The sequence below is a fragment of the Streptomyces sp. NRRL B-24484 genome (genome assembly GCF_000717715.1).
Classification (GTDB): Bacteria; Actinomycetota; Actinomycetes; order Streptomycetales; family Streptomycetaceae; genus Kitasatospora.
Window position 1 is genome coordinate 1 of the sequence record NZ_JOAI01000090.1, and the last position, 10845, is coordinate 10845.

General features: G+C 75.6%; 15 protein-coding genes. 7 read left to right on the forward strand and 8 right to left on the reverse strand.

Going from position 1 to position 10845, the window contains the following annotated elements:
* A partial coding sequence (locus tag IE98_RS49905) for a transposase (RefSeq protein ID WP_159401251.1) occupies nucleotides 1–344 on the reverse strand: 344 nt, incomplete at its 3' end.
* Between IE98_RS49905 and IE98_RS0140815 the strand changes: the two genes are divergently transcribed.
* Complete coding sequence (locus tag IE98_RS0140815) at nucleotides 329–691, forward strand: hypothetical protein (protein ID WP_030277717.1); 363 nt, start codon at nucleotides 329–331, stop codon at nucleotides 689–691. The two genes, IE98_RS49905 and IE98_RS0140815, sit on opposite strands and share 16 nt — an antisense overlap.
* Nucleotides 692–725: 34 nt before the next feature.
* Here IE98_RS0140815 and IE98_RS0140820 read toward each other — a convergent pair whose 3' ends face one another.
* Both IE98_RS0140820 and IE98_RS0140825 read right to left on the reverse strand, forming a co-directional pair.
* Nucleotides 726–1205, reverse strand: coding sequence for a hypothetical protein (locus IE98_RS0140820; protein WP_030277719.1), 480 nt, complete (start codon nucleotides 1203–1205; stop codon nucleotides 726–728).
* Nucleotides 1206–1377: 172 nt separating this feature from the next.
* Nucleotides 1378–2304, reverse strand: a complete 927-nt coding sequence (locus IE98_RS0140825) for a LysR family transcriptional regulator (RefSeq protein WP_030277721.1) — start codon at nucleotides 2302–2304, stop codon at nucleotides 1378–1380.
* 96 nt (nucleotides 2305–2400) lie between these two features.
* Between IE98_RS0140825 and IE98_RS0140830 the strand changes: the two genes are divergently transcribed.
* Nucleotides 2401–3360 (forward strand): DMT family transporter, encoded by a 960-nt coding sequence (locus tag IE98_RS0140830; protein WP_043176324.1) that lies wholly within the window; start codon nucleotides 2401–2403, stop codon nucleotides 3358–3360.
* A 67-nt stretch (nucleotides 3361–3427) separates the two neighbouring features.
* Here IE98_RS0140830 and IE98_RS0140835 read toward each other — a convergent pair whose 3' ends face one another.
* Nucleotides 3428–4312: a LysR family transcriptional regulator gene (locus IE98_RS0140835; RefSeq protein ID WP_030277725.1), complete on the reverse strand. Its 885-nt coding sequence runs from the start codon at nucleotides 4310–4312 to the stop codon at nucleotides 3428–3430.
* A gap of 131 nt (nucleotides 4313–4443) precedes the next feature.
* Between IE98_RS0140835 and IE98_RS0140840 the strand changes: the two genes are divergently transcribed.
* Entirely contained in the window at nucleotides 4444–4803 is a 360-nt protein-coding gene (locus tag IE98_RS0140840) for a carboxymuconolactone decarboxylase family protein (protein WP_030277726.1), read from the forward strand.
* A 125-nt stretch (nucleotides 4804–4928) separates the two neighbouring features.
* On the opposite strand, the gene IE98_RS0140845 is transcribed toward IE98_RS0140840, so the two are convergent.
* Nucleotides 4929–5723: a HEAT repeat domain-containing protein gene (locus IE98_RS0140845; protein ID WP_030277727.1), complete on the reverse strand. Its 795-nt coding sequence runs from the start codon at nucleotides 5721–5723 to the stop codon at nucleotides 4929–4931.
* Between the two features lie 70 nt (nucleotides 5724–5793).
* Nucleotides 5794–6561 carry a type I methionyl aminopeptidase gene (map, locus tag IE98_RS0140850; RefSeq protein ID WP_030277728.1) on the reverse strand — a complete coding sequence of 256 codons (768 nt, stop codon included), beginning with the start codon at nucleotides 6559–6561 and terminating at the stop codon, nucleotides 5794–5796.
* Between the two features lie 60 nt (nucleotides 6562–6621).
* On the opposite strand from map, the gene IE98_RS0140855 reads away from it, so the two are divergent.
* The 4 genes from IE98_RS0140855 to IE98_RS0140870 all read left to right on the forward strand — a co-directional run bounded on the left by IE98_RS0140855 (nucleotide 6622) and on the right by IE98_RS0140870 (nucleotide 9572).
* Entirely contained in the window at nucleotides 6622–6897 is a 276-nt protein-coding gene (locus IE98_RS0140855; RefSeq protein WP_030277729.1) for a helix-turn-helix domain-containing protein, read from the forward strand.
* 154 nt (nucleotides 6898–7051) lie between these two features.
* Nucleotides 7052–7858, forward strand: coding sequence for a TIGR04222 domain-containing membrane protein (locus IE98_RS43975; protein ID WP_043176321.1), 807 nt, complete (start codon nucleotides 7052–7054; stop codon nucleotides 7856–7858).
* A 55-nt stretch (nucleotides 7859–7913) separates the two neighbouring features.
* Nucleotides 7914–8591, forward strand: a complete 678-nt coding sequence (locus tag IE98_RS0140865) for a hypothetical protein (protein ID WP_234443887.1) — start codon at nucleotides 7914–7916, stop codon at nucleotides 8589–8591.
* 189 nt (nucleotides 8592–8780) lie between these two features.
* Nucleotides 8781–9572, forward strand: a complete 792-nt coding sequence (locus tag IE98_RS0140870; protein WP_030277731.1) for a maleylpyruvate isomerase family mycothiol-dependent enzyme — start codon at nucleotides 8781–8783, stop codon at nucleotides 9570–9572.
* A gap of 49 nt (nucleotides 9573–9621) precedes the next feature.
* Here IE98_RS0140870 and IE98_RS0140875 read toward each other — a convergent pair whose 3' ends face one another.
* Entirely contained in the window at nucleotides 9622–10146 is a 525-nt protein-coding gene (locus IE98_RS0140875) for a hypothetical protein (protein WP_030277732.1), read from the reverse strand.
* A 117-nt stretch (nucleotides 10147–10263) separates the two neighbouring features.
* Nucleotides 10264–10638 (reverse strand): iron chaperone, encoded by a 375-nt coding sequence (locus IE98_RS0140880; RefSeq protein ID WP_030277734.1) that lies wholly within the window; start codon nucleotides 10636–10638, stop codon nucleotides 10264–10266.
* Between the last annotated feature and the right edge of the window lie 207 nt (nucleotides 10639–10845).

Sequence of the window (10845 nt, forward strand, 5' to 3'; positions counted from 1 at the left end):
AGGGCCCTGACGTGCGAGCCGTCGATCGCGGCGTCGTCCATCTCCAGCAGCCCTGCCGCCCGGAGTTCGGCGAGCAGGACCTCGTGCAGGCGGGGCCACGCGCCGGCCTCGGTCCAGTCCCGCAGCCGCCGCCAGGCGGTGATCCCGCTGCAGCCGGTCCGCTCTGCGGGCACCTCCCGCCAGCTCACGCTCTTGCATAGCACGTACACGATGCCGCGAAGCGCAGCACGGTCGTCCGCGGGAAGCCGTCCGGGGTGGCGGTGGCGTCGCGGCGGGCGTGGCGGCAGCAGCGGAGCCGTTAGGCCGCGGAGGATGTCAAGGGTCGTCGGTGGCCGTGGCGGCATTCTGGACGGCACTGGAACCCTGGGGCAGTGACCCGCTCGACACCTCGCACGCGCTGCCCACCCTGGTGCTCGGGCTGGTGGCACTGCCGGCGGTGCTGCCGCTCGTCGCCCTCGGCGTCGGCGGTGCGGTCGGTTCGGGCACCTTCCTCGTCCTGGTCGTACTGCTGGCCTGGGCGGAGGCGGCGGCCGTCCGGTGGGCCTGCACCCGGCTCCTCGCCAGGAGGCGCCCGGGAGCTCCGGCGGCGCCGGCCGCTCAGAACGCTCAGAACGCTCCGAACGGGAAGGGCCCCGGGGGCGGCCGTCCTGACGGTCGGACGGGTCGTGGCACGCGGTCCGGTCGGCAGTGAGCCGACGCGAGCGCCTCGGGCCGGTGGGGCCGGGTCAGTGCCGGACCGCTCCGACGCTGCGGACCCACACCGGGAGGGGCGCGGGCTCCGGCCCGTGCACGGCCGCCGACGGGTCGTGCTCCTCGTCGAGGTCCGACCAGGCGACCACGCCCGGCGTCCAGTCGCCCAGGAACGCCTCGACGAGCGGGCCGAGGTCGTCGGTGGGCAGGTACGCCCCGCCGAACGGCAGCCCGTCCGCGGCGACCGACCCGGTCGAGCACCGGAGCTGCCCCGCCTGCCCGTCGTGCCACACGTAGAAGGTCGCCACCCCCGGGAACCCCGCCCCGCGGACACGGCGCCGGATGCCCTCGGCCGTCCGCTCGAAGGCGGCCACCACCTCCGGCACGGTCACCCGCTGCCGGTCCTCCGCCTCCGCACCCGGCCGCCAGGTGTTGGTCCGCCACTCCACCCGCCGGTCGTCCAGCTCCAGCACCAGCGGCTCGTCGGCCACTTCGGCGATCCATGTCGGCAACATCGCACCAGTGTCCCCGCCCCGGCCGGCCTCCGGGGCCTGCGCTCGGGAGCCGTGAGTCGTGGCACTGGTCCTACGGCGACCGGTACTGGGCCCTGCTCACCGGGGCCGACTGCGCCCGCTACGGACCCGCCCGACCGCCCGGCCCGCGTGCGGGCCCTCGCCGGAACGGGGACTACGGCGGTGCCGGGGAGGTCCGGTCGCCGCCGCGGACGGCGTCCGCAGCCCGCACCAACGCGGCCAGGACGGTGCGCACCGCCAATCGGGCCGTGCGCTCGGGCCGGTGCAGCACGTCGACGTGCCGGCTGGCGTGCACGCCGGTCAGCGGGCGGAGCACCACGGCGGGATGCGGACGGGCCGTCCAGCGCGGCATCAGGGCCAGCCCGCCGCCCGCCGCGACGACCTCCGCCGCGACCGTGAACTCGTTGATCCGGTGGACGATCTCGGGCCGCCGCCCGGCCACCGCCGCAATGGCCTCGACGGTGGCCAGCAGCGGGAACCCGTCGTGGACGGTGATCCACGGCAGGCCCGCGACGTCCTGCGGTGTCAGCCGTTCGCGGGCCGCCAGCGGATGCCCGACCGGCAGCGCCACGTCCAGCGGCTCGTGCAGCAGCGGGGTGACCGCCACCGTGCCCGGCCACGGCGCGGTGTGGTCCAGGCGGTGCGCCAGCACGAGGTCGTGGTCCCGGGTCAGCTGCGGGAAGCGGTCCTGGGCGACGTCCTCGTCCGCCAGTACGAGCCGGGGGAAGCCCGCCACCGCGGCGGCCTGCCGCAGCAGCAGCGGATAGAACGCCGCCCCCGCGCTGTGGAAGGCCGCGACCGACACCCGGTCCTGCGGCTGCTCCACGAACCGGTCGACCGCGTGCCGGGCCCGGGCCAGCGCCGCCGACACGTCGATCGCCGCGTCCGCGAGCGCCCGGCCGGCATCGGTGAGCACCAGGCGCCGCCCGGAGCGCTCGGTCAGCGGCACCGGCACCGAGCGCTGCAACAGCCGCAGCTGCTGCGACACCGCCGACGGCGTCACCGTCATCGCCTCGGCGACCGCCGTCACGCTGCCGAGTTCGCCGAGCTCCCGCAGGACCCGCAGTTGGCGTTCGTCCATCCGCCCAGTCTAGGTACGACCCTGTAGGCAGCACTAAAAGATCGTTTCAGTAAGTGGCCCTTGGCTTCACGGTCGTGCTCCGGCAGCGTGGTGGCCGTGCCTGACACCCGCCGTACCGACCTGGTCCTGCTGCTCGTGGCGATCGTCTGGGGTTCCAGCTACCTCGCCGCGAAGGCCGCGACCGGCGCCGTCCCCGTCCTGACCGTCCTCTTCGTGCGCTACGCCCTCGCCGCGCTCGCGGCCGTCGCCGTGATCGCCGCGGGAACGGCCCGCCGCACCCGCCCGGGCGCCGGCCCGCGCACCGGCGCCCGGCTCCGGCGCGGCGAACTGCGGTACGGCTCGGTGCTCGGCCTCACCCAGGCCGCCGTCCTCGCGATCGAGACCTACGGCGTCGCCCACACCAGCGCCGCCAACGCCGGACTCATCATCAGCCTCACGATCGTGCTCACCCCGTTCCTCGACCGCACCGGCGGACGCGGCCCGCTGCCGCCCCGGTTCTTCGCCGCCGCCGGGCTGTGCGTCCCCGCCGTCGGGCTGCTGATGTCCGGCACCGGCCTGCACACCCCCGGCCTCGGCGACCTGCTGATGCTCGCCGCCGCGGTCGTCCGCGCCGCCCACGTCGCCCTGGTCGGACACCTCACGGCCGGCCGCGACCTGCGCCCGCTGCACCTGACGGCCGTGCAGACCGCCGTCGGCACGGTCCTGTTCGCCGCCCCCGCCGCCGCGGGCCTGCCCGGGCTCGCCCACGCGAGCGCGGCCACCTGGGGATCACTGCTCCACCTCGCGCTCTTCTGCAGCGTGTTCGCCTTCCTCGCGCAGACCTGGGCGGTGCAGCGCAGCTCCGCCAGCCGGGCCAGCCTGCTCCTCGGCACCGAACCCGTCTGGGCGGTCGCCGTCGGCATCGGCCTCGGCGGTGAACGGCTCACCGCACCCGCGGCGCTCGGCGCGGTGCTCATGGTCGCCGGCACCTACTGGGGCCAGGCCGTCGAACGTACCCACCGCACCGCGGTGCCGGCCGTCGCCGACCGTCGGGCCGAACCGGTGCCCACCTCCTGACGGTGCCACCTCCTCACGGTGCGCCGGCCGACGTCTCTGCCGGCGACTGCGCCTGGGGACCCGGCGGCTACGCCCGCTCGTCCGGGGGCACCGCGGCCAGGGCGTCCGCCAAGGCCTCGACCAAGGCGTCGACCAGCGGATCGGTGCAGCCCGCGGGGCGGGCGGCGACGATCCGGCTCGGCGGGTGGCCGTCCACCGGGACGAACACGACACCGGCCCGCGCGTGCCGTACCGAGGCCCCGGCCGGGAGCAGGCCCACCGCGCCCTCCCAGACCACGCTGTGCAGGCACTCGTCGACCGACGCCACCACCGGGCCCTGGGCGCCGTCCGCGGCGCCCAGCCAGTAGGCGCGCCACCGGGCGTCCGTCCCGACCGGCAGCCGGAACCGTAGGCGGGCGGCCAGCTCCGTGACGTGCAGCCGGTCCCGGGCCGCGAGCGGATCACCGGCCGGCACGGCCGCCACCACCGGCTCAACGCCGAGCGGGCGGACCGTCAGACCGGCGGTGTCGAACGGCAGCCGGGTCAGCGCCACGTCCACCCGCCGCTCCCGCAGCCCGGCACTCGGATCGGTCACCGGCGCCTCGCGCAGCCGCACCCGCAGCCCGGGACGGCTGCGCCGCAGGGCCGCCAGCACCGCCGGACCGACGTCCAGCCCCGCTCCCGCCGCGACACCGACCACCAGCACCCGGCCGGCCGCCGCCCCGCGTACCCGCTCCCTGGCCCGCTCGGCCCGCTCCAGGAGGTCGCGCGCCTCCACCAGCAGCACCTCGCCGGCCGCGGTGAGCCGCGCCCCGGTCGGGATCCGGTCGAACAGCCGGCAGCCGAGGTCCGCCTCCAGCTCCCGGATCCGGCGGCTCAGCGGCGGCTGGGCCAGGTGCAACCGGGCCGCCGCGCGGCCGAAGTGGCCCTCCTCGGCCACCGCGACGAAACAGCGCAACGCCCGCAGGTCCATGACCGGCCACGATACCGAGAAGGGCACCGTCCCACCGGAACCGGTCTTGGACGCGGTCCGGCCGACGCCGGTGAGGTGGTACCCGGGCGGCGGACAGCAGAGCCCGCCGCCACCGACCGAGGAGACCACCCGTGTACGAGCACCCCGACGACCTGCACCGCGCCCGTTCCGTAGGCCGGGCCGCCCCGGCCGAGTTCGCCGCCTGGCTCGCCTTCCAGGAGGCCGTCGACCGGCAGGACGGCGCCGTACCGCGCCGCTACCGCGAACTGATCTCGGTGGCCGTCGCGCTCGTCACCCAGTGCTCGTACTGCCTCGACGTGCACACCGCCGCGGCCCGCCGACACGGCGTCAGCAGCGAGGAGCTCGCCGAGACCGCCTTCGTGACCGCCGCCGTCCGGGCCGGCGGCACGCTCGCGCACGCCCTGCTGGCCGACCGCCTCTACGAGCAGCACGGCGGGCACGGCCACGCGGACGCACCCGCGCACGGCTGACGGGCGGGCGGGCACCTCCCTGCGGGCCGTGCCTGCCGGGGCCGGTTCCTCCGGGCGGCCGTGCCCGGCCCGGATCAGTGCTCCCGGGCGGCCGTGCCCGGTCCGGGATCAGTGCTCCCGGGCGGTCAGGGACCGGACGGCCGCCGCGGCCGCGTCGCGGACGGTCGGGACGGGGTCGTCCGTCGCAGCTGCTCCACCGCACCGTGCGCACCCACCCGGCCGAGGGCCGTGGCGGCGCGGGCCCGTACCCGCTCGTCGGGGTGGGCGGGAGCACGTTGCAGCAGCGGGCCCGCCGTCGGGTCGCCGCGCAGCCCGAGCGAGGCCGCGGCCTCGGCGCGGGTGCGGGAGCACGGGTCGGAGAGGAACTCCGCCAGCACCCGCACCGCGCGGCCCGTCCCGCAGTCCGCCCGTCCGAAGAACCAGGCGAGCGACTGCCGTACCCGCCGGTCGGCCTCGCGCTTCCACGGCACGTACGGCAGGAGCGCCGCCACCGCGGCCGGGCCCGCCGCGACCAGCGCCCGGCTCGCCGCCCGGTGCACCCGCCGGTCGTCCGGCGACCCGGTGAACACCGCCACCAGGGTGTGCACCGCCACTGGGCCCGGGCGCAGCACGGCCAGGGCGTCGAGGGCCACCAGGGCGACCGGGCGCGGCGCCGTGCAGAGGCGGACGAGCAGCGGGACGAAACGGTCGTCGGAGACCCGGACGACGGCCCGCGCCAGTTCTTCGTCCCAGGGCACGTCGGCCGTCGCGTCGGGCAGATCGAGCAGATCGAGCAGGGCGTCGATGCGTGTCGGATCGGTCCGCCGGCACTGCCCGAGGATGCGGGTGTGTTCCCGGGCGCGGCAGGTGGACGGGGAGTCCGGGGGCGGCGATCGGCGGGGGAGCGTGCACCCGTCGCCGGACGGCGGTCGTTCTGGCACGGGTGCGATCCGACCCGCCCGTAACCCGGCCGTGCAAAGGGGATTCCGGCCGCAGGGCGGTCCGTCGGGGTCAGGGAAGGGTGAGGATGCGCGGCCCGTCCTCGGTGACGGCGACGGTGTGCTCGATGTGGGCCGCGCGGCTGCCGTCCGTGGTGAACAGCGTCCAGCCGTCCTCGCCGGTGCGGTAGTCGTCGCGGCCGCCGGCCATGAGCATCGGTTCGATCGCCAGGACGAGGCCGTGACGCAGCGGGAATCCCCGGCCGGGGCGGCCCCGGTTGGGCAGGTGCGGGTCCTCGTGCATCCGGCGTCCGATGCCGTGGCCGCCGAAGCCCTCCGGCATGCCGCAGCGGGCCCGGCGGGCGGCGGTGCCGATCGCGTGGGAGATGTCGCCGAGGCGGCCGCCCGCCACGGCGGCGGCGATGCCCGCGTCGAGGGCCCGGCGGGTGGCGTCGATCAGGGCGAGGTCGGCGGGCCGGGCGGTGCCCACGGTGAAGCTGATCGCGGCGTCTCCCGTCCAGCCGTCCAGCTCCGCCCCGCAGTCGATGCTCACCAGGTCGCCGTCGCACAGCCGGTAGGCGGTCGGGATACCGTGCACCACGGCGTCGTTGACGGAGGTGCAGATCACCGCCGGGAAGGGCGTCGGCGCGAACGAGGGCCGGTACCCGAGGAAGGGCGAGCGGGCCCCGGCCTCGGCGAGGACGCCGCGAGCGACCTCGTCGAGCTCCTGCAGCGACACTCCCGGCCGCGCGGCCCCCTGGACGGCCTCCAGGGCACGGCCGACCACGCGGCCCGCCTCGCGCATCGCGTCCAGTGCCGCGTCCGTCTTGATCTCCACCATGTGCGTGACTCCCCACCCTCGGATGGACCCAATACTTATACCGGTATTAGTATCACGGTCATGGTGAGGACTCCATTGACCCCGTGGGAGCGCGAGCGCGGCGAGCGGTTCGGCGCCCTGCTGCGCCAGGCCCGCGGCGAGCGCAGCATGGTGGAGGTGGCCGCTGCGGCGGGCGTCTCCGCCGAGACCCTCCGCAAGATCGAGACCGGCCGGGCACCCACCCCCGCCTTCTTCACCGTGGCCGCCCTGGCCGCGGCCCTCGACATCTCCCTCGACCGGCTGGCCGCCGCCTGCGCCGAGGACGAGGACGGCCACGACCGAGCCCTCTCCGCCTGACCGGACGCGGGACGCTGGCCGCCGAAGCTCTGGATGTGCTCAAGTCCGGTGTCGGGCAGGGGAGTCGGGGGCATTCGAGGGGCGTGCCCGTGGCGGTCCTGCGGCGGGCCGTGCCGTGCTGTCGGGTGCCGTGGTCCGTCTCCGGAGGTCGGGCATGGGAACGATCTGGGTGGTCGGGTCGCTGGCCGGTGTCGTGGTGGCGTCCCTGCTCCGGTGGCTGCCCGTCCGTGGGCGGGCGGAGGGCCTGGGTACCGTACGGCTGGCGGCACTCCGCGGTGGCGGGAAGGCCGCGCTGGCGGTGGTCGTCGTCGAGTTCCGCCTGGCCGGGGCGCTGGACGCCGGCCGCGGCGGACGGCTGCGCCTGCGCGGCCGGGTCGACCTGCCCGCCGAGCCGACTCCCGCACACCGGGCGGTGCGCAGCGCCCTGGCCAGACCGCTCGCCCTGCCCGACCTCGCCGCTCGTCCCGCCGTGCAGCGGGCCCGGCGCGAACTGCGCCGGGACCTGGCCCGGCGGCACCTGGTCTGCGGCCCGGCCAGGCTCGCGGCGGCCCGCCTGATCGCGCTGGCCGCCGCCGGTGCCGCCATTGCCGCGGTGCTGCACGGGGACGCCGTCCCCGGCGTGCCGCTGGTCGTCGTGGCCCTCGCCCTGCCCCTCGCCGGCCCCCGGACCGTGGCCGGCCGGCGTGAACTCGCCCGGCTCCGCCGACTCCACCCGCGCCCGCCCGTCCCCGCGGAGAGCGTCCGGCCGGTGGACCGACCCGGTGCCCCCGAGGAGGCGGCGCTGCTGGTCGCACTCCACGGCCGACGGGCCCTGCGCACCCTGCTGCCGGTCTTCGCCGCCGGGACGGGACTCCTCGGCGGCCGTACGGCCCGGGACGTCGTCAGCCGCTCCGACGAGGCGTACGGCTTCCACCACGCCTGGATCCCCGGCTCCGGCGCGGGCAACGGCCCCGGCCTCTGAGAAGGCCGCCGGTGGCTTCTACAGTGTGCCGAGGTGAACGGGCCCGGGCGGGCGGGTGGATGAGAAGGGCCGGCACAAGGACGTGGCGCAGATCGAACGGTCGGCGGGCGTCATGCCGGTCCACCGGCGTCAGGTTGCCGTCCTGGCCCTGTGGCGGTGGCGTGCGCCGCTCCTCGCGTTCGAGCACGATCCGGAGTGGGGCGTCGACCGGGCCGTGCTGACCTCGTTGTTCCCGCTGGCCGCGGCACCGCCAGGGGAACGGTCCGACCGCGCGTACCGGCGAGCGGTCGCCCGGCTGTGCACGGCCCCGCTCTTCACCTCCGAGGTCGACCCCGACACGGTCCAGCTGTTCCAGTTGGAGACCATCGGCAGTCTGCTGGCCTTCGGCGAGTTGCCAGACGAGCCCGGCCCCGACGGCGTGGAGCGAGTGGTCGAAACCTCGGCCGGCCTGGCGAGTTACCTCGACGAGCTCGTCGAGACCTCGTTCCACTCCCACCCCTCGGAGGAGGCCCACCGCCGGTACCTGGCCGACCCGGCGGGCTGGGCGTCCGAGAGCTACTTCGCCGCACGCCACTCCGCCGTCGCATCCGCCTGCGACTCCGCCGTCCGGACGCTCCCCGCCTCCGCAGGGCTGCTCGACTCGCCCACCGGACGCCGGTTGCTCGCCCTCTGCGAGGACTTCGGCGAAGAGGTCGCCGCAACGATGCAGTGGCTCCGCACGACGGGCCACTGACCCGATTGTTTCGGAATGAGTCTGCGGTGGGGGCTCGGCAGTTGGGGTGTCCGGAGACCCGCCGTCCGTGCCTCCGGACCGAGCGGACCGAGCGGACCGAGCACCCCGAGCGGCCGGTGCTGCGCCGCTGCCGCGCTGGCCGGGGAAAACCGCTTTCCGGCGGGCTGAGCAGGGTGATAGACACCCAGGGTGCATAACACTCTCGACTTCTCCGACCTCCTGCGGCTGATTGACGAACGGTCGACCGCGTTCCGTGCCGCGGTCGCGTCCGCGCCCGACCTCGATGCGCAGGTGCCGACCTGCCCCGAGTGGACGCTGTTCGATCTGGCGCAGCACCTGGGTGGGGGCGACCGCTTCTGGGCCGCCATCGTCGGTGCTGGTCCCGCCGACGGCCCGCCGGCCGAGGCCGTCGCCGCGCGGGCCGCCCTGGTCGTGCCGCGGGAGCGCGAGGCCCTCGTGTCCTGGCTGGAGGAGTCGACGCAGCTGCTGCTGGGCGCGCTGCGGGAGGAGGGCCCGGACGCCGGCTGCTGGGCGTGGTGGAGTGCCCTGCAGACGCCGCGGAGCGCCGGCGGTGTCGCCCGGCACCGGGTCCAGGAGAGTGCGGTGCACACCTACGACGCCCAGCTCGCCGCGGGCGCCCCGCAGCCGCTGCCGGCCGAGGTGGCCGTCGACGGTGTCGAGGAGTTCCTGTTCACCTGTGTCGCGACGCCCAGCGCCTGGCCGCACAAGCCGACCGCCTTCGACTTCCACGCCGCCGAGGGGCGCTCCTGGCGACTCACGGTCGACGGCGACGGCGCCCGGACCACCCGTCTGCCCTCCGCCACCGGCGGCGAGGGCGAGGACGCAGCCGGTGTCTCCGCCCACGCCACGGCCGGTGAACTGATCCTCTTCCTCTACGACCGGGTCTCCGCGGATTCCGTGCGGATCGACGGCGACGCCGGGCTGTTCGACCTGCTCCGCGCCTGGGAGCCGGAGGAGTAGGACGTCATGGGCGAGCCGCCGGGCGAGGCGCGTGAGACGAGGTGCACGACTAGAACTCCCCGCTCACGCCCAGGTCCTGACGCATGGCGTGGCGCATGACCTTGATCAGGCCCCACAGCTCGTCCTGGGCCTCGGTGGCGGACTGCAGGCTCTCGCCGGGCTGCGCATTGCCCTGTTCCAGGCGCTTGATGGTCCCGTACACGCGGGTGAGTGCCTGGTTCGCCGTGTCGCCGGGGGCGATCACGGCATCGGGTGCGATCATCAAGGTCTCGGACCAGTGGTTGCGGTGCGCGTCCTTGGCCTCGTCCAGCGCGCGGACGTCGGACTCCCCGGGCGTCCGGTCGCGCAGGACGTGCAGGTGCCGGTTGAGCGCGGTCGCGAACTGCCGTGCGTCGCGGTACAGCCGGGTGTAGCAGTCGCGCCGCAGGGCGAGGTTCTCGCGCGTCTCCTGGTACGCCTGGCCGAGCTCCAGCTCGCGTCGCTTGGCCCGTTCGGCGCCCCGCTGGGTGAGCAGCGCGGCCCCGAGGGTCCCCGCCACGCCGGTCACTGCGATCACCACTGCTGCTGTGTCCACCCGGTCACCCTAGAGGCGTCCGCCGACGGACGGGGCGGGTCCGCACGGACCCGCCCTCCCGTACGCACCGGGGATCCACCGCCCGCCCTGCAGAGCGGAGTCGGGGCGGGACCGCGCTCAGCCCGCAGCCTTCGCGACGAGCTCGGCGATCCGGGCCTCGCTCTCGGGGGTCAGCTGCGTCAGTGCGTACGTGGTGGGCCACATGGTGCCCTCGTCGAGGTCGGCCAGGTCGCTGAAGCCCAGGGTGGCGTACCGGGTCTTGAACTTCTGTGCGCTCTGGAAGAAGCAGACGACCTTGCCGCCCGCCCTGGCGTACGCCGGCATGCCGTACCAGGTCTTCGGCGCGAGGTCCGGGGCGACGGAGCGGACGATCCGGTGGATCTGCTCGGCGAGCACCCGGTCCGCCTCCGGCATCTCGGCGATCTTCGCGAGGACGTCCTGCTCCCCGTCGGCCTTGGCGGTGCGGGGACTGCGCTTCGCACCGGCCTTCAGCTCAGAGGGCGTTGAGTGAGGCTATGTCCGTTTCGTCGTTGTGACGGTGTGTGGGCAGGTCACGCGGTCAGTCGGCTGTTCTGGGTGTGGGGATTGCGAACAGTCCGGGCTCGGTCTCGACGACGAGGCCGGCGCTGGTCAGACGCTTGAGCTTGTTGCGCATGCCGGAGATGTGCGTGGGCTCGGTGCCGGTGGCCAGGGTGCGGC